The sequence below is a fragment of the Exiguobacterium sp. s89 genome (genome assembly GCF_018617735.1).
GTDB classification, from domain to species: domain Bacteria; phylum Bacillota; class Bacilli; order Exiguobacteriales; family Exiguobacteriaceae; genus Exiguobacterium; species Exiguobacterium marinum.
The window spans coordinates 716,113-734,017 of sequence record NZ_JACSKS010000002.1 but is presented as its reverse complement, the minus strand read 5'-3'; the positions used below and the strand labels follow the sequence as shown (position 1 = coordinate 734,017).

Genomic DNA, 17,905 nt, shown 5'->3' with positions numbered 1-17,905 from the left:
CCCCCATTGTCAGTCCACCGAGACGAAGGCATCCAAATCGAATACTTCCGGGTGGACGATTGCAAAGATTTCATTGTCTTGTAAAAACATACCGGTCGAGTCATACACACGAGGTGTCACCATCTGACCGTTGATCGTCCCTTCTTCCGGGTTGACCGTGTAGAGGACGAGTTCTTCTGAATCGAGCACATAGATACGTCCTTGCCTCTCGACAAGCCCGACGCCTTCGAACCGTTCGAATTTTTGTTGGATGGAAGCACTCATGCCGTCGGCGGATAACGCTTGTCGCGAATCAAGCATCCATTCGGTCTCGGGTTCTTTTTTCTCATCCTCTTCTTGTGCGTTTGGCTCATTGTCAGGTGCGTCTTCAGAAGCAGCCGTTTCGGTCGAGTCGTTGTCATTCGTCGAGACGTTCTCTGTCGCTGTATCTTCTGATGGTTCTTCTGTATTTTCAGCACTCGTGTCAGCTTCAGTTGACTCTTCTTGGGACTTGTCATCCACTGGCGTCTCCAGTTCAATCTCCCGCTCTTCAATATAGAGGAGCTCAAGGTCCGGCGTGTCCGCCAACCGATTCATCATGAACAATCGATTCGATTCACGGTCATAGCCAACACCAAAAATCCGGTCTTCCGACACGAGACCTTTGATTTGTTTACGTGGCCGCTCGACCCAGCGCCCCTCTTCCCGTTCAATGGTGACAAGCGTCCCATTTGCAGTAACCGCATAAACTAAATCCTCTTTGATCATTCGCATACCGATGAAGTCATCGAGGCTGGCTTTCCCTGAGTTTTCAAGTTGGAGTACTGAGTTGACACGGGTTCCGTTTCCACTCACTTCAAAGAATTCAGCCTGCTCGGTTATGACGAGATAGGCCCCAATCGTGTCACTGTAATACACTTCATCGATTTGGTTAATCTGTTCGAGTGCATCGGTCGTGTCAATATCGTCATCATCTTGGGCCGCCTCTACGGGTGGGAGTGAAGCCGTTTGATGACTTGTTTGAATATCAATTTTTTCAAATGTCGAAGCGACCTGTCGCTGAATCTCTTCATCTGAAAAGACGAAGATATAGCAAAGCACCGCACCGACTACGACAGCACAAAGTGTCGTATAGAGCACATAAGAACGTTTCATGGACATGTCGTCCCCTTCTACTTCAGTATCGCCCTTTAGTGTATCAAAACCGCCAGTAAAAGAAAATGACCCCACTAAAAAGAAAAGAATGTGCGACAATGTCACACATTCTTCATGTTACCCGACTACAATATTGACGAGTTTCCCTGGAACGACAATGACTTTACGAACCGTCTTGCCTTCTGTGAACTCTTGGACACGCTCGTTACCGAGTGCTTCCGCTTCGAGTGCTTCTTTCGACGCGTCACGCGAAACGTGCATTTTCGCACGAAGTTTCCCATTCACTTGAATGACGACTTCAATCGTGTCACTCACAAGTTTTGACTCATCGTAAGTCGGCCATGCCGCATACGTCAATGCTTCAGTCATGCCCATCTTCTCCCACAACTCTTCAGACAAGTGAGGTGCGACCGGTGAGAGCATTTTAATGAAGTCGACCATTTGTGACTTCGGCAACGTCTCTTGTTTGTTCGCTTCATTGACGAAGACCATCAATTGCGAGATGGCCGTGTTGAAGCGAAGTGCCTCGTAGTCTTCCGTCACTTTTTTCACGGTCTGATGATACGTGCGTTCAAAGTCGGCAGTCGGTGCCACGTCCGCGAAGTTTGTTTGATCGAACAAACGCCATACGCGGTCGAGGAAGCGACGTGCCCCGTCAAGCCCATTCGTCGACCATGCGATCGCTGCATCAAGTGGTCCCATGAACATTTCATAAAGACGGAGCGTATCCGCACCGTGTGACTTCACGATATCATCCGGGTTGACGACATTCCCACGAGATTTCGACATCTTCTCGTTGTTCTCACCGAGGATCATCCCTTGGTTGTAGAGTTTTTGGAACGGTTCGTTCGTCGGGACAACGCCGATATCGAAGAGGACTTTGTGCCAGAAACGCGCATAGAGCAAGTGAAGGACGGCATGCTCCGTACCACCGATGTATAAGTCGACCGGAAGCCAACGTTTGAGTTTCTCAGGGTCCGCAATCATCTCCTCGTTATCCGGATCGATGTAACGGATGTAGTACCAGCAGCTGCCGGCCCATTGTGGCATCGTATTTGTCTCACGACGACCCTTCTCCCCAGTGACAGGGTCTGTGTACGTCAACCACTCTTCTGCGTTCGCAAGTGGTGATTCGCCCGTACCCGATGGTTTGATTTCATCGATGATCGGAAGTTCGAGCGGAAGCTCTTCGACCGGTACCGTCTTCATCGTACCGTCTTCCATATGAACAACCGGAATCGGCTCGCCCCAGTAACGTTGACGGCTGAACAACCAGTCACGAAGACGGTATGTCGTCTTCGCACGACCTGTGCCACTAGCTTCAAGTTCTTCAATGATCGTCTTGATGGCATCAGCTTTATTAAGTCCGTTCAAGCTACCTGAGTTGACGTGCTCTCCATCTTCGACGTAAGCCGCTTCTTCCACGTTCCCACCTTTGACGACTTCACGGATTGGAAGGTCGAACGTTTTCGCAAACTCATAATCGCGTTCATCGTGCCCAGGGACGGCCATGACCGCACCTGTCCCGTATGTCGAGAGGACATAGTCCGCTGTCCAAATCGGAAGTTTCTCGCCGTTCACCGGGTTGATCGCATATGCGCCCGTGAAGACACCCGTCTTCTCTTTGGCGAGATCCGTACGTTCAAGGTCTGTTTTCTTCGAGACTTCTTCAATGTATGCTTCGACTGCTGTCGATTGTTCAGGCGTCGTGATCACTTTCGTGAACGGATGCTCTGGTGCGAGTGTCACGTAAGTCGCTCCGTGAAGCGTATCTGGACGTGTCGTGAAGACGGTGACGATCTTATCGTGACCATCGACCTTGAAGTCGACCTCGGCACCGACCGATTTGCCGATCCAGTTGCGTTGCATCTCTTTCACGCTCTCCGGCCAGTCAAGACCTTCCAAATCTTCAAGTAAACGCTCCGCGTATTCGGTGATGCGAAGCACCCATTGCTTCATCGGCACGCGATAGACCGGGTGGTTCCCCCGCTCTGACAAGCCATCGATGACTTCCTCGTTCGCAAGGACCGTACCGAGCGCTGGGCACCAGTTGACCGCGACTTCATCGACGTAGGCGAGTCCACGTTCGAAAAGTTGAGTAAAAATCCACTGCGTCCATTTATAGTACTTCGGATCCGTCGTGCTGATTTCACGGTCCCAATCATATGAGAATCCAAGATCCTTCAATTGACGACGGAACGTCTCGATGTTACGCGCTGTGAACTCGCGTGGGTCGTTCCCCGTATCGAGTGCGTATTGCTCGGCAGGAAGACCGAATGCATCCCATCCGATTGGGTGAAGGACGTTATATCCTTGCATCCGTTTCATCCGGGCAATGATATCCGTTGCCGTATAACCTTCCGGGTGACCGACGTGAAGGCCGGCACCTGATGGGTAGGGGAACATATCAAGGACGTAAAAACAATCCTTCTCCGGGTCTTCTGTCGTTTTGAACGCTTCTTTTTCTTCCCAGCGTTTTTGCCATTTCGGCTCGATTTCTTGATGTTTAAAATAGCTCAACATTCTTCCTCCTCTGCATAAATAAAAAGCCTTCCGTCCCCGAAAATGGGACGAAAGGCTTAAAAGCTCTCCGCGGTACCACCCATGTTGCATTACTGCCACTTGAGACGCCGGTAACGAGGCGTAACCCCGGTTTTCCTTACTCGTTTCAGGAAAACAGCTCCAAGGCGAGTTCACAACATCCGCTTATCGATTCACACCACACATCGACTCTCTTTGAAACGGAATGTTCGTTACTAATCCTCTTCATCGCTTGCTATTCATCGTAGTCTATTTTAGCCCATTCTGAAATTCAACGTCAACTTGATTTTTCAGTAACGCGAATGTCTTTCATGAATACGAATAGACTGAGGGCAAACGTGGCGAGTAGGAGCAGCATACCAAAGACTGCCGTAATCCCGAACACATCGTAGATAAACCCAGATAACGTTGGGCCAATCATCCGACCGACGGAAGCCGCAATATTGACGAGCCCTTGATATTGACCTGCCTTCCCAGGCGGGGCAAGTTTCGCCGCAATCGTTGGAACCGCTGGCCAAACGAACATTTCGCCGATTGTCATGACGACCATCCCTACCATGAACATACCGAAGCCACCAGCGAACGGCACGATCAAGAAAGCACCGAGGAAAATCGATGCCCCGATGATCAATTGACGTTTCAAATCATCCTCAAACTGTCGCAACACCCGATTGAGTAATGGTTGTGCAAAAACAATCATTGCCCCATTCACTGTCCAAAGGAGTGAGTATTGGCTGATTGTGACACCGAGGTCTTTCGAGTGAACCGCGATCGTTCCTTGCCACTGAACGTAGACGAACCAAAGCACCGCATAACCGATAGCGACATACCACATCGACTTCATCGTCGCGCTCGAGAGCGTCGTGGCCGCTGCTTCTAGCTGGGATTGCACGACAGGACGTGTCGGGTTCTTCAAATAGCGAAGTCCAAACAAAAGAACCACAACAAATAGGACCGACAAGAAGAAGTTTGCGTAAAAAATCCACTCGATGTTCAATCGCGCGATTTGACCGCTCATCGCTGTACCGAGGGCGACCCCAACATTTTGCGCGACATAAATCGCGTTGAAGGAACGACGTCCCCCTTCTGGCCAAATGAGTCCAGCAAACGCATAAACGGTCGGAAAGACGAGTCCCCCAGAGAACCCGATTAAACCGAGCCACACCAAATAACCGAAGAACGTGGCGTGGAACAGTAAAAATCCAAGCGAACTCGCAAGCAACAAGCCGACGGAGATGACGAGCGTCGCCTTTCCTCCGATTCGGTCGAATAGCGTCCCTCCAATGTAGTTACCGACGATTGCGAGTGCGGAGTTCACGAGAAGCGCCACTCCGGCAAGCGTCATCGACTCACCTAAAAAATCATGAATATACAGGGTGTTAAATGGCCATAAAAAAGACGCCGCCGTTGTATTGAGCGCCATCGCAATGACTAGAATCCATACCGAGATTGGCATTTTATTGTTCACACCAAGTCCTCCTTTCATCCCTCTTCACATTAAAAAAATCGGCACAAAAGGCCGAATCGACAAGATTTCCTTATCAAACCTAAACGAATGCCAAAGAAGTGTCAAGAAAAATTACTCATTATGAAGTTTTGTCATTTTTCATTTGTGATAGGATGAGCAAGGAAGGAGAGATAACCATGAATCCATTTGGTCAAAACCGCTATCATACATTGAATGAGGCATATCGTCGGGAATACGGGAACAAGGTGTTTAAAGTGCCGCTCGATGGTGGCTTCACATGTCCGAACCGTGATGGCCGCGTCTCCAAAGGCGGATGTACATTCTGTTCAGATGATGGAAGTGGCGATTTTGCGGGTAATGCCTGTGACCCGATTCCCGTTCAATTCGAAGAAGTAAAAACGCGACTTCATCGAAAATGGAAGAACGCCGACTACATCGCCTATTTTCAGGCGTACAGTAATACCTATGCGCCAGTCGAAAGATTACGCGAATTATTCGAACCAGCGCTTCAGCAAGAAGGTATCGTCGGTCTCTCGATTGCGACACGCCCAGATTGCTTGCCTGATGACGTTGTCGACTATTTAGCCGAACTGAATGAGCGGACTTCTTTATGGGTGGAACTCGGTTTACAGACCGTACATGATACGACCGCAAAAAAAATCAATCGCGGACACGATTATCAAACATTTTTGAACGGTCTTGAAAAACTGCGTCGTCACAACATTCGCGTATGCGTGCACATCATCAATGGCCTACCCGGTGAAACACCAGAGATGATGCTCGACACAGCCCGAGAAGTTGCTAAAATGGACATACAAGGAATCAAAATCCATTTGCTCCACGTCTTGAAACATACACCACTTGCCCGTCAATACGAGAAAGGCTTGCTCGACTTGATGGAGGAAGACACATACATCTCCCTCGTTTGTGATCAACTCGAACGGATACCACCCGAGGTGATCGTCCATCGATTGACGGGAGACGGCCCGCCTGACTTATTGATTGGTCCATTATGGAGCCGTCACAAGATGCAGGTGCTAAACAAGATTCGTGAGGAATTGGAGCGACGTGATTCCTTCCAAGGAAAAAAGAAGGATGAGATTGATGGGATTAATGAGAGTACTACCATTTGCAAAACAATTACTACATGACCACCTCGAAGTAGGACATGTCGCTATCGATATGACTGCCGGGAACGGGCACGACACGTTGTTCTTGGCGAACGCCGTAGGCGAAACGGGACACGTATACGCATTTGACATCCAAACAGAAGCGGTTGCTTCAACCCGTGCACGTATACAGGAAGCAGGTGTCGATGAACGGGTGACCGTCATTCATGATAGTCACGATACGGTTCATACGGTCGTCGCGAATGAGACACGACCAATCACCGCAGCCGTCTTCAATTTGGGTTATTTACCAGGAAGTGACAAATCCGTCACGACACAAGGGAATACGACCATTGCCGCATTGTCTCAATTATTAGAGGTCATGGCTATCGGTGGTGTCATCGTCATCGTCATCTACCACGGCCATGAGAGCGGGAAGGTCGAACGGGATGATGTGCTTCGCTATGTGGAGTCGCTTGACCAAAAGCAGGCGGGTGTACTGCGTTACGGCTTCATCAACCAGATCAACCACCCTCCATTCATCGTGGCGATTGAAAAACGTTCAAAATAAAAGAAGGCGGCTCCTGTGAGTCGCCTTCTTTTATTCTTGAATCAATTCATAAAACGTCATGAGCGTTTCTGCAAATTTGGTGTTCAACCGCTCATACCCAAAATGCGGGAATCCTTCTAATCGACGGATATACACTTGATCTCCACCAATCTTTCGGCAGACGTTCAACGTCAACTTCACGTCTGCAAATTGATCATCAGGTGCGTAGAAACAAGCGAGCGGGAGACGTGGCAAATGTTTCTTTTCTTCTTGATGCTCTACGATTTCTTCTTCGATTTCCCGATATTGGGCATATGTGATTTCACCAAATCGGGACGATTCGTCGCCGCCGCCGGTGAATGTCATCATTCCGAGTGGTAAGTCTGGGCGAAAACGATCGACTGCACTCGCGACGACTTGTTTCAATCCACCGATTTGACGAGTCGCATGCCAATCAAACAATGGAGAGATATAAGTCAGGCTCCCGAGCGGCACATCATACTCCTGAAGAAGCCGGTTTGTAAAGAGCGCCCCGAGGCTGAACGCCACGACATGAATCGGTAATTTATACTCGCCGGCCTCACGTAACGCCCGTTTGATCAATTGTTTATGATCTTCTGCCGTCAAGCCCATCGATTGGTCGCGGACGACAATTACTTCGTACTCGTCTTGAAGTCGTCGAATAAAATTCTCGCTGATCCGAGATGTGAACTGTAGCGGATAAACGATGACGATGACCCCTTTTTGTGTTTCTTCATATGTCATGCTGCCGTCACCTCATTTATAGACTATATTCATTGTATCAAAAAAACATCAGCCGCAACTGATGTTTAAACAAAATCCGTCTGGAGTCTTAGCTCGGGACATATCTTAGATGAATGAGTTCCATCGGTTGGTCGAAGACCTCTTCTTGAATTCGATTCACTTCTTTAAATGATTGATGCAAGAGGAAAGCAATCGCCTGATCATTCGAATTTTCAACGTACACTTCCATCGGTTGTGTTTTTTTCGATTGAAGGTGCCTTAAAAAATCTGCACCGTACCCGTTCCGATGGTGATCGGGATGAAGATAGAGACGAAGCATCTCCCACATGTCACCTCGATCGATGGCATGACAAAATCCGATGACATGGCCTTCGTACTCGCCAACGATAAAATATTGTTCTCGTGCTTCTTCACTTGAACTGATTGCTCGTACAATCTCTTCTTGTCGATAGGCGCGCTCCATCGCTCTTGTCCGATTGGAATCATTCTTTGAAATCGTTGCAAGTGCAATCGTTCGAATTAACGCCGCATCTTCTGGAACTGCTTCTCGCATATTCATGATCGCTTCCCCCTTTAGGCCAATCTATTTGTATCATTCCCTATCATAGTGTTTTTATCCTGCACTACATTTCTTTTTCATGACGATTCATTAGAAAACGTTATCTTAGCATTCGACTTGGGTATAAAACTAGCAATGCCAATCAAATGAAGGAGTGGAACAACATGGAACCAAAATTAGAGCATGACCCGAAAGTCGAACAAACAGAGAACCCAAATCGTCAATTTGACCAAATGAACGCGGGAAGTCCGAAAATCAACGTCGTGACCGGCATGTTACTCGGTGCACTTGTCGGTGGTCTTCTCGCATTACTTAGCTCCTCGAATCGAGATCATACGAAACAATCCCTCTCGAGCGCAAAATCTTCGGTCGGCGGCATTGTCAATGAAATGAAACAAGACCCTGCTGGTAAAGCCTCACAGGTTATTGAACAAGTGAAGACGGCTTCCGGCAAAATTCAGGAAGTATCTACAGACGTTCAGAACGTATATGAAAAAGTCGTCGGAGAAGTAGATACAGTTAAAGAAGACGTCAATAAAATCGTTGATACAGCACAAGAAGCCAAGTCTGATTTACAAGATATCGGTGAGAAGGTCGTCGAAGCGAAAGATACAGCTCTCGGACAAGAAACAACTTCCAACGATTCTGAGTCAGACGAAAATAAACAGACACCATCAACTACATGAACCAAAAAAACGACCTTTCCGCGGAAAGGTCGTTTTTGATTACGCGAAACGCTTCGCGCCTTCTTCAAGAACTGCTGCTTTATCTGTTTGCTCCCAAGGGAGTTCCACATCTGTACGACCGAAGTGACCGTAAGCTGCTGTCTGTTTGTAGATCGGGCGACGAAGGTCGAGCATTTTGATAATACCTGCCGGACGGAGGTCAAAGTTCTCACGAACGAGTTCAACGAGTTCTGTTTCGCTCAATTTTCCAGTGCCGAATGTATCGACAGCGATTGATACAGGGTGTGCAACCCCGATCGCATACGCGAGTTGTACTTCCGCTTTATCCGCAAGTCCTGCTGCAACGATGTTTTTCGCTACATAGCGGGCTGCGTATGCCGCTGAACGGTCAACTTTTGTCGGATCTTTACCAGAGAATGCACCACCGCCGTGACGAGCGTATCCACCGTACGTATCGACGATGATTTTACGTCCTGTCAAACCTGCATCCCCTTGTGGTCCACCGATTACGAAGCGACCAGTCGGGTTGATGAAGTATTTCGTTTCAGCATCGATAAGTTCAGCCGGAATGACTGCTTCGATGACATATTTTTTCAAGTCTTCTTGAATTTGCTCGAGTGTAATCTCTTCTGCATGCTGCGTCGAGATAACGATTGTATCGATACGAACAGGGTTGTTATTCTCATCGTACTCAACCGTTACTTGTGTTTTCCCATCCGGACGGAGGTACTCAAGCGTACCGTTCTTACGTACTTCCGCAAGACGACGTGACAACTTGTGTGCCAACGAGATTGGGAGGGGCATGAGTTCAGGTGTCTCGTTTGTTGCGTATCCGAACATGAGACCTTGGTCTCCTGCCCCGATTGCATCAAGCTCCTCTTCAGTCATTTGACCTTCACGAGCTTCAAGGGCTTGGTCTACACCTTGCGCGATATCGACCGATTGTTCGTCAATCGATGTCAAGACTGCACATGTTTCAGCATCGAAACCATATTTCGCACGTGTGTATCCGATTTCACGGATCGTTTCACGGACAACTTTCGGGATATCCACGTAAGTTGACGTTGTGATTTCACCAGCTACGAGTACAAGACCTGTTGTGACAGACGTTTCTGCCGCAACACGGGCATTCGGGTCTTCCGCTAAAATGGCATCCAAAATCGAGTCAGAAATCTGATCACAAATTTTGTCTGGATGTCCTTCAGTAACCGACTCTGAAGTAAAAAGTCGACGGTTCAAATTTGACATTCAAAAAACCTCCTATAATAAGGGTGATATGTGGACGGTACTCGTTCCCCTTACGCGTTGCTTTGGGACGGTAATGAAAAAAACCTCCCCCCGATGACATACATGGGGAAAGGTTGAATCGTTCTTCCTTACCCTCTTATCGTTCGAAGCTAATGGCTTCGCTTCAGGATAGCACCTTTTCCGCACAAGACTTCATGTCGGACGGTTGCTGGGCTTCGTAGGGCCTTGTTCCCTCCACCGCTCAGAATAAGAGTATCCGTTACGAAAACCATCATATAAATGACATCCGATTATGTCAAGGGAATTGAACGAATTCGTATTTTTTTCACAGACTTGCTAAACATTTCTGTTTGTGAATCGTCAACCATTTTTTTATTTCGTTTCTTTTTTTTAACACCTTGTGATAAGAGAATGTGTTAAACTATCCTTGTAAGAAAGCGCTTACTTAATAGAGAAGAAATGCTTGTTTTTAATTAGTGTGTCACATATAATTAAAAATGTCATACTAATTAATCTTGATTGCGGAAGTATGCGGATTTCATCCACATCTATTTAGGGGAAAGGTGGGATTCAGGATGGCGACAACGCTCCTGAAAATCGAAGAATTAATTAATGGTACCGACATGTTACGGAACTTGACGGTTCCAGAGCTGGTAGAAGAAGCCATTCAAAATGGTGAAGGTGTACTGACAAAAGACGGGGCATTATCTGTCAGCACCGGTGCTTTTACCGGACGGTCACCGAAAGACAAATTCGTCGTACAAGATGAAGTCAGCAACAACCTTGTCGATTGGGGGAAGGTCAACCAACCAATCGCTGAAGAGAAGTTTTCAGCACTTCTTGAAAAAGTACTCAATCACTTAGAGAAGAAAGATAAGCTCTACTATCTTGAAGCTGCGGCTGGCGCGGATGAACACTACACTTTACCCGTTCGTGCCATCACAGAGTATGCGTGGCACAGTCTATTCGCTAAACAACTCTTCTTACGTGAATGGCCGACGAAAGGTGCGTTCGACCCGTTTACGGTCATTTATGCACCGAGTTATAAAGCAGACCCTGCGGTCGATGGCACAAACTCAGAGACATTCATTCTCGTTTCATTCGCCAAACGTACAATTCTGATCGGGGGAACAGAATACGGTGGTGAAATTAAAAAATCAATCTTCTCCGTCATGAACTTCTTGTTGCCTGAACAAAACGTGTTATCGATGCACTGTTCGGCAAATGTCAATGATGCGAACGAAACGGCTCTCTTTTTCGGGTTGTCGGGAACTGGGAAGACGACACTTTCGGCTGACCTTGAGCGTCACTTGATCGGTGACGATGAACACGGATGGTCACCAGACGGCATCTTTAACATTGAAGGCGGTTGCTACGCAAAGACAATCAATTTATCACGTGAGAACGAACCACAAATTTATGATGCGATTCGATTCGGTTCATTGATTGAAAACGTTGTGCTAAACGATGATCGAACACCAGACTACAAAAACATTTCTTCAACGGAAAACACGCGTGCGGCATATCCGATTGAGTTCATCGACAATGCGATGCTCCCATCACGCGCAGGTCATCCGAATACAATTGTTTTCTTGACGGCAGATGCGTACGGCGTCTTGCCACCGATCAGCAAATTGACGAAAGAGCAAGCGATGTATCACTTCTTGTCTGGCTATACGTCAAAACTTGCCGGCACGGAGCGCGGTGTCACAGAACCACAAGCGACGTTTTCGACTTGCTTCGGTTCACCGTTCCTCCCGCTCGCTCCTGAGCGTTACGCGGATATGCTCGGTCAATTGATTGAAAAACATGATGTCGATGTCTATCTCGTCAACACAGGTTGGACAGGTGGTGCATACGGTGAAGGTTCACGTATGAAACTCGCTTATACGCGCGCGATGGTCAACGCCGCAATCAATGGACAGCTTCGTGATGTCGAAACGATGAAACATGACATTTTCAATGTCGAGATTCCAGTAGCCATCGAAGGTGTACCGAGTACTGTTCTCAATCCACGAGATACATGGAACGATTCAGCTCGTTACGACATGGAGGCAAAAGCACTTGCCATGAAATTTAAAGAGAACTTCAAGCGTTTCACGAAAGCAAGTGAATCAATCATCGCAGCCGGTCCGCTCGTCATCTAACTACATCAAAACACCGACTCAATCATGAGTCGGTGTTTTTTCTTGCTGTATCATCCAGTCCATCGCCTGCTCTGTCGTCTCCCATTTATCCCAAAATGGGAGCTGGTGTCCGAATGGGACCACCCAAAATTCAGCCTGCTCCCCTAACTTCTCAGCGACAGCTGTCGCATGACGCAAGCGAACCTGCTCATCGTCGGTACCATGGATGATGAGCGTCGGGGCAATCCATTCTTTATAGAGGGGGGAACGATCAACATAGGCAGATTCTGCTGATTCGGGGTCCCCACCTGTCATGCGACGTAACATCTTCCGCATCGAACGCTGTTCCTCATATGTCCATTCTAGGTTCGTCACGCCTGCCCAGGATGTGACCGTGGTGACCGGTCGTTCGGATGCGAGCGATAGTGCCATCATGCCCCCTCGCGAAAAGCCGAGCACGTGAACCGGTCGTCCGCTCGTTTGAACGCGATCGTATAGCGAGAGCACATCTTCCAAATCATCCCCACCAAAATCCTCTTTTCCAGTCCCACCATGGTTGCCACGATAGACGGGAGCGACGACATGAAAGCCGCGTGATGCGAATTGCATGAGCCGCGGTAAACGGACGTCCCCGATTCGTGCCGTCCCTCCACGTAAGTACATCAACACGTGCCCATTCGGTCGTTTTGGTTCGATTGAATACGCTACGACCTCTTCTCCATCATTTGTCGTGTACCACCCTTTTGTCACCCGATAACCTGCGTACGGTGGTAACACATCAACTCGGTCAAACCAACTGTTGTTCATGTAGAACCCTCATCGTCTCCGGTAAGACTCGGTCTTTCATCATAAAACTATAACGTTGATTGCGTAACAAATTACCCGGCAATGCATCAATCAAGACGGCCCCATCCGTCTCATCGACGGCAGGATGATCCTCAAATCGCTCAATCTCAGCAAAGTAAATATTTTTGACGACCGTATCACCTCGACCGAGCACCCGATACTGTCCCAAGTAGCGTAGTGTCTGCACGATCCCACCGGTCTCTTCGTAAACTTCTCGGATTGCGGCGGCGTCCTCATGCTCGCCCGGCTCGACTTTCCCGCCCGGAAACTCGAGTCCTCTTTGTTTATGCTTCGTCAATACCCACTTATCCTCGTAACGGGCGACGACCCAGACGTGGAGCGGTGTGTCTGAGAATGGATAATGGGTGAAGCTTAGCTCAACTTGATTATGATAGTAATCCTTGAATGTCTTCATAGTCCATCCCTTTCTTTCCCCTGTCTACTCTCACTTTACCTTGTCTTCACCCAGTTTCAAACAAAAAAATCGGCCCGACTTGCGGACCGATTCGTTTTCTTATTGATTCAAGCGTTTTTCGAGTTCTGCTTTTTGTTCTTCATATCCCGGTTTACCGAGCAAAGCGAACATGTTTGCTTTGTACGCTTCGACGCCTGGCTGGTTGAACGGGTTCACTCCGAGGATGTAACCGCTCATCGCGCATGCTTTCTCAAAGAAATAGAACAAGTAACCAAGGTGATACGGGGTCATCTCCGGCAATTCGACGACTAAGTTCGGTACATCGCCGTCTGTGTGTGCGAGAAGTGTTCCTTCTGTCGCCTTGTCATTCACAAATTGAATCGTTTCACCGGCAAGGAAGTTCAAGCCATCCAAGTCCTGTGCGTCTTCTGGAACGTTCATCGAATGACGAACTTCTTTCACACGGATGACTGTCTCGAACAAGTCGCGACGACCTTCTTGGATGTATTGCCCCATCGAGTGAAGATCCGTCGAGAAATCGACAGCCGCAGGGAAAATACCTTTATTGTCTTTCCCCTCTGATTCACCGTAAAGCTGCTTCCACCACTCTGACACGTAGTGAAGAGCCGGTTCGTAGTTGACGAGCATCTCAATCGATTTGCCTTTTGCGTAAAGGGCGTTTCGTACAACCGCATATTGATATGCTTCATTCTCTGCCAATTCAGGAGAGCTGTAAGCGTTCTGTGCGTCACGTGCCCCTTCCATCAAGGCATCGATATCGATTCCGGCAGCGGCAATCGGAAGAAGACCGACTGGTGTGAGGACAGAGAAGCGTCCACCGACATCATCCGGAATAACGAACGATTCGTATCCTTCCGCGTCCGCGAGAGTCTTGAGTGCACCGCGAGCCCGATCTGTCGTTGCGTAGATGCGCTCACGCGCCCCGTCTTGTCCGTACTTTTCTTCCATGAACTGTTTAAGAACACGGAAAGCAATCGCAGGTTCTGTCGTCGTCCCTGATTTCGAGATGACGTTAACCGAGACGTCTTTTCCTTCGAGCACTTGAAGCAATTCTCTCATATACGTCGATGAGATATTGTGGCCCGCATAGAATACTTGTGGAGCCTTGCGCTCTTCTTTTGATAATACGTTGAAGAACGAATGTTGAAGCATTTCGATCGCTGCACGGGCACCGAGGTAAGATCCTCCGATTCCGACGACGACGAGAACGTCTGAATTCTCGCGAATTCGTTCCGCCGCAGCTTTGATTCGTGCGAACTCATCTTGATCGTATTCGGTCGGAAGATCGACCCACCCAAGAAAATCACTTCCGGCTCCGCTTCGCTCGTGAATCACCGAGTGAAGCGTTTTTACCGTTTCTTGCATTTGGTCGATTTCGTGCTTCCCTACGAATGAGAGCGCGTTTGAATAATCGAAACGTACAGTTGACATGTCATTTCCTCCTTTAAATCGCTCGTAAAAGAGCCATACATGACCCATCATAAACGGAAACGTCGGATTCGTTCAATCATTATTGCGAAATAGGCAAGAATTCGCCTTATTTACTAAGTTCTAAGATTTTCGAGACATCTTCCCGTTCAAGTGTACGGAAGCGACCGAATGCACCACGCTTCATTGCCGAATCGAGAATCGCATCGAATGTCGACTCATCAATTTCGTAGTCACGGAGCGAGTTTGGCGCACCGAGTTGGTCGAAGAATGCACGAACAGCTTGGATTGTCCGTTTCCCTGTCTCCAAGTCACTTTCACCCGGCTCGACATCGAATACTTCGGTACCGAGTCGTGCGAAACGAGCGGCATTGTCTTCATCCAATACGTGTTCCATCCAACGTGGGAAGAGGATCGCGAGACCGCCTGCGTGCGGGATGTCGTGAACAGCCGATACCGCATGTTCGATGTTATGAGACGCCCAGTCTCCCGCAGCACCCATTTGAAGCACACCGTTCAATGCCATCGTACCCGAGAACAAGATGATGGCACGAAGGTCGACGTTCTCTAAATCGTTCACGAGTTTCGGAGCCGACTCCACGACCGCTTTCAAAACACCTTCTGTCATGCGTTCCTGTACCGGTGCATGGTTCGGGTGGAAATATTGTTCGAAGCAATGGCTCATCATGTCGACGATGCCGTAAATCGTCTGGTCTTTCGGAACCGACACCGTGTAACGTGGATCAAGGATGGAGAACGTCGGGAATACGAGCGGATGGCCCCAACCGAACTTCTCTTGTGTCTCCCAGTTCGTGATGACCGACCCAGAGTTCATCTCTGACCCTGTCGCTGCGAGTGTGAGGACCGTCCCGAATGGCACCGCCTCTGTCGGGATATGCTCACGGAGGACAATGTCCCACGCGTCCCCTTTATAAGGGATTGCCGCTGAGATCAGTTTCGTACAGTCGATGACGGAACCTCCGCCGACTGCGAGTAAGGCATCTACGTTCTCTTCACGGGCAAATTTCACAGCACGACGTACCGTTTCGATACGAGGGTTCGGTTCAACACCTGAGAAGTCTACGTATGAGATACCGGCTTTTTCAAGTTCGGCCACGACTTCATCGTACGTCCCGTTCTTTTTGATGCTTCCGCCACCATAGACGAGCATCACTTTCTTCGCGTCGAGCGATTCGAGTTCTCCAGCTAATTTTTCGACCTGATGTGTCCCAAAAATTAGTTTTGTCGGGTTTTTGTATTCAAAGTTGTGCATAAGTCATCCTCCTCATAGAAATATGTAACACCTACACTATATACCCTGTTTTTACGGAATGAAAAGTATCGTGCTTACTGATAGATGCGGTCGATGATCCGATGCAGGATGACCGCTTCCTCCGCTTGACGATAATTCGGCTCCTGTCGACAGGCTTCAAGGAAGAGTCGGATTTGCCGCTCATACGGGTCGTGTTCAGTCAAATAAGCAGGTTGCTCGTCAAAGAGCGCTCCATATTTTTCTGTATGAAGGGTGAGTGGAAATAAGCTGGCCCCAGCTTTCGTTCCGCGACATTCCACACGCATCGTATCCTTCTCTTCGATATTGGCCATGTAGCTGACGTCAAGCAGCAAGGATGCCCCTGTTTCGAACGTGACCATCGCCCTCGCCGTATCTTCGACTGAGAGCGAGCTTGCGTCCCATTCTCCTAACAAGCCGACACCCGGTCGATTCCCTAAATATTGCCCGACGTGGCCGACGACCTCGCTCTTCTCGGGATAATCCATCAAATAGAGTGCGAGGTCCAACATATGGACACCGACATCGAGCAGTGCGCCCCCGCCTTGTAGTTCCTTGTTTGTAAACACACCCCAACCTGGAATCCCGCGTCGTCGAAGCGCGAGCGCCGTCACCGCATAGATGTCTCCGAGCTCTCCCGCATCGATCATCCGTTTTAATAGAATGGTGTCGGCACGGTTTCGGTAGTGAAATCCATAATGAAGCGTTTTACCGGCTCGCTTTGCCGCTTCTAACATCTCAACTGCGTCGTTCTCCGATATCCCTGGCGGCTTCTCACAAAGGACGTGACACCCTGCTTCAAGAGCTAGAATCACTTGGTCTTTATGCAAGGCGTTCGGTGTACAAATGCTGACGGCATCGAGCTGTTCGCACGAAAGCATCTCTTCGACCGTCTCATAGACGTTCGGGATGCCAAATTGCCGCGCGACACGGTCCCCGTTGGCTCGTGTTCGATTCATGACGGCTACCACATCAACCCCTGCTTTGACATAATTCGGAATGTGGGCGCTTGTGGCAATCCCGCCCGTTCCGATGATGCCAATCTTCATATGATCTCCTCCTATTCGGTTTACAGTTTCGTCATACGGTCCACCGATTCCTGTAAAACACAAAAAAAGGTGACCCGTATAGAACGGGTCACCTTTAAATACTTACTTCTTGAAGTTCGTGTTTTTGATCCAGTCTTCAAGTTTATCTTTGAGGACTGTGAATCCTGGAGCTTCTTCTTGCTTGAAGTTAGAAGATGCTTCGTTGCGACGTGGCGCACGACGAGCTGTCTTCGCAGACTTCTCACGTTTTGGAGCTTCTTGAGTCGCTTTCATTGAAAGCTTGATTTTTTTAGAAGCTTCATCCACTTCAAGGATTTTCACTTCAACTTCTTGACCAACTTGAACGTAATCGTTTACGTCTTTTACGTAGTCGTGTGAGATTTCTGAAATGTGGACAAGACCTTGAGTCTCGTCGTCAAGTGCTACGAAAGCACCGAATGGTTGAATTCCTGTTACTTTACCTTTTAAAACTTGATCTTTTTCGTATTTTGCCATTACAAACAACTCCTATGCTAAATTCATCAACTTACTATAACATACTTTTTTCGATAAAGTGTAGAAATTAGTAAAAAAGATTATTTCACCTCGTTGAAATGTTTTAAAGTCGAAGGTCGGGGTAAATACAAATCAAGCAAGACTTCAAGTATTCCCCCCTGATTCCGCTAGGCG

Annotated in this window: 16 protein-coding genes, 1 riboswitch and 1 other annotated feature; of the genes, 4 read left to right on the top strand and 12 right to left on the bottom strand. The window is 48.3% G+C overall.

The annotated features are described in order from the left end of the window. Window positions 1-9: 9 nt before the first annotated feature. The 3 genes from KNO96_RS09645 to KNO96_RS09635 all read right to left on the bottom strand — a co-directional run bounded on the left by KNO96_RS09645 (window position 10) and on the right by KNO96_RS09635 (window position 5,143). Window positions 10-1,134, bottom strand: a complete 1,125-nt coding sequence (locus KNO96_RS09645) for a hypothetical protein (RefSeq protein WP_251125092.1) — start codon at window positions 1,132-1,134, stop codon at window positions 10-12. Between the two features lie 117 nt (window positions 1,135-1,251). Next, window positions 1,252-3,657 (bottom strand): leucine--tRNA ligase, encoded by a 2,406-nt coding sequence (leuS, locus tag KNO96_RS09640; protein WP_214703480.1) that lies wholly within the window; start codon window positions 3,655-3,657, stop codon window positions 1,252-1,254. A gap of 40 nt (window positions 3,658-3,697) precedes the next feature. Beyond that, window positions 3,698-3,913: a binding site (T-box leader), on the bottom strand. 39 nt (window positions 3,914-3,952) lie between these two features. Continuing rightward, window positions 3,953-5,143, bottom strand: coding sequence for an MDR family MFS transporter (locus tag KNO96_RS09635; RefSeq protein WP_235181828.1), 1,191 nt, complete (start codon window positions 5,141-5,143; stop codon window positions 3,953-3,955). Window positions 5,144-5,319: 176 nt separating this feature from the next. Between KNO96_RS09635 and mnmL the strand changes: the two genes are divergently transcribed. Both mnmL and mnmM read left to right on the top strand, forming a co-directional pair. Next, window positions 5,320-6,294, top strand: a complete 975-nt coding sequence (mnmL, locus tag KNO96_RS09630) for a tRNA modification radical SAM protein MnmL/YtqA (RefSeq protein ID WP_214703478.1) — start codon at window positions 5,320-5,322, stop codon at window positions 6,292-6,294. Next, on the top strand, window positions 6,248-6,823 hold the full coding sequence (mnmM, locus tag KNO96_RS09625; RefSeq protein ID WP_026825542.1) for a tRNA 5-(aminomethyl)-2-thiouridylate-methyltransferase MnmM: 576 nt from the start codon (window positions 6,248-6,250) through the stop codon (window positions 6,821-6,823). Before mnmL ends, mnmM begins: the two co-directional genes overlap by 47 nt. 30 nt (window positions 6,824-6,853) lie before the next feature. Here mnmM and KNO96_RS09620 read toward each other — a convergent pair whose 3' ends face one another. Further along, complete coding sequence (locus KNO96_RS09620) at window positions 6,854-7,567, bottom strand: alpha/beta hydrolase (protein ID WP_026825541.1); 714 nt, start codon at window positions 7,565-7,567, stop codon at window positions 6,854-6,856. 88 nt (window positions 7,568-7,655) lie between these two features. After that, the gene (locus tag KNO96_RS09615) at window positions 7,656-8,126 is read right to left on the bottom strand and encodes a GNAT family N-acetyltransferase (protein ID WP_214703477.1); all 471 of its coding nucleotides are present in this window, start codon (window positions 8,124-8,126) and stop codon (window positions 7,656-7,658) included. 164 nt (window positions 8,127-8,290) lie between these two features. Here KNO96_RS09615 and KNO96_RS09610 point away from each other — a divergent pair, with 164 nt between their 5' ends. Next, a complete protein-coding gene (locus KNO96_RS09610) occupies window positions 8,291-8,812 on the top strand; it encodes a hypothetical protein (RefSeq protein ID WP_214703476.1) in 522 nt (173 codons plus the stop codon). Between the two features lie 39 nt (window positions 8,813-8,851). On the opposite strand, the gene metK is transcribed toward KNO96_RS09610, so the two are convergent. After that, complete coding sequence (gene metK, locus KNO96_RS09605) at window positions 8,852-10,060, bottom strand: methionine adenosyltransferase (RefSeq protein ID WP_026825538.1); 1,209 nt, start codon at window positions 10,058-10,060, stop codon at window positions 8,852-8,854. A gap of 133 nt (window positions 10,061-10,193) precedes the next feature. Next, a riboswitch (SAM riboswitch) is annotated at window positions 10,194-10,313 on the bottom strand. Window positions 10,314-10,635: 322 nt separating this feature from the next. On the opposite strand from metK, the gene pckA reads away from it, so the two are divergent. Beyond that, window positions 10,636-12,207 (top strand): phosphoenolpyruvate carboxykinase (ATP), encoded by a 1,572-nt coding sequence (pckA, locus tag KNO96_RS09600; RefSeq protein ID WP_214703475.1) that lies wholly within the window; start codon window positions 10,636-10,638, stop codon window positions 12,205-12,207. An 18-nt stretch (window positions 12,208-12,225) separates the two neighbouring features. On the opposite strand, the gene KNO96_RS09595 is transcribed toward pckA, so the two are convergent. From KNO96_RS09595 to yugI, 6 genes are all read right to left on the bottom strand, one after another. Further along, entirely contained in the window at window positions 12,226-12,993 is a 768-nt protein-coding gene (locus tag KNO96_RS09595) for an alpha/beta hydrolase family protein (protein ID WP_214703474.1), read from the bottom strand. After that, the gene (gene ytkD, locus KNO96_RS09590) at window positions 12,974-13,447 is read right to left on the bottom strand and encodes an RNA deprotection pyrophosphohydrolase (protein WP_026825535.1); all 474 of its coding nucleotides are present in this window, start codon (window positions 13,445-13,447) and stop codon (window positions 12,974-12,976) included. The genes KNO96_RS09595 and ytkD overlap by 20 nt, the downstream gene beginning before the upstream one ends. 99 nt (window positions 13,448-13,546) lie before the next feature. Further along, a complete protein-coding gene (locus tag KNO96_RS09585; RefSeq protein ID WP_214699278.1) occupies window positions 13,547-14,899 on the bottom strand; it encodes a glucose-6-phosphate isomerase in 1,353 nt (450 codons plus the stop codon). 106 nt (window positions 14,900-15,005) lie between these two features. Next, the gene (locus KNO96_RS09580; RefSeq protein WP_214703473.1) at window positions 15,006-16,169 is read right to left on the bottom strand and encodes an iron-containing alcohol dehydrogenase; all 1,164 of its coding nucleotides are present in this window, start codon (window positions 16,167-16,169) and stop codon (window positions 15,006-15,008) included. A 74-nt stretch (window positions 16,170-16,243) separates the two neighbouring features. Next, the gene (locus tag KNO96_RS09575) at window positions 16,244-17,236 is read right to left on the bottom strand and encodes a Gfo/Idh/MocA family protein (RefSeq protein ID WP_214703472.1); all 993 of its coding nucleotides are present in this window, start codon (window positions 17,234-17,236) and stop codon (window positions 16,244-16,246) included. A gap of 102 nt (window positions 17,237-17,338) precedes the next feature. Continuing rightward, window positions 17,339-17,731, bottom strand: coding sequence for a S1 domain-containing post-transcriptional regulator GSP13 (yugI, locus tag KNO96_RS09570; protein WP_026825531.1), 393 nt, complete (start codon window positions 17,729-17,731; stop codon window positions 17,339-17,341). Window positions 17,732-17,905 lie beyond the last annotated feature (174 nt).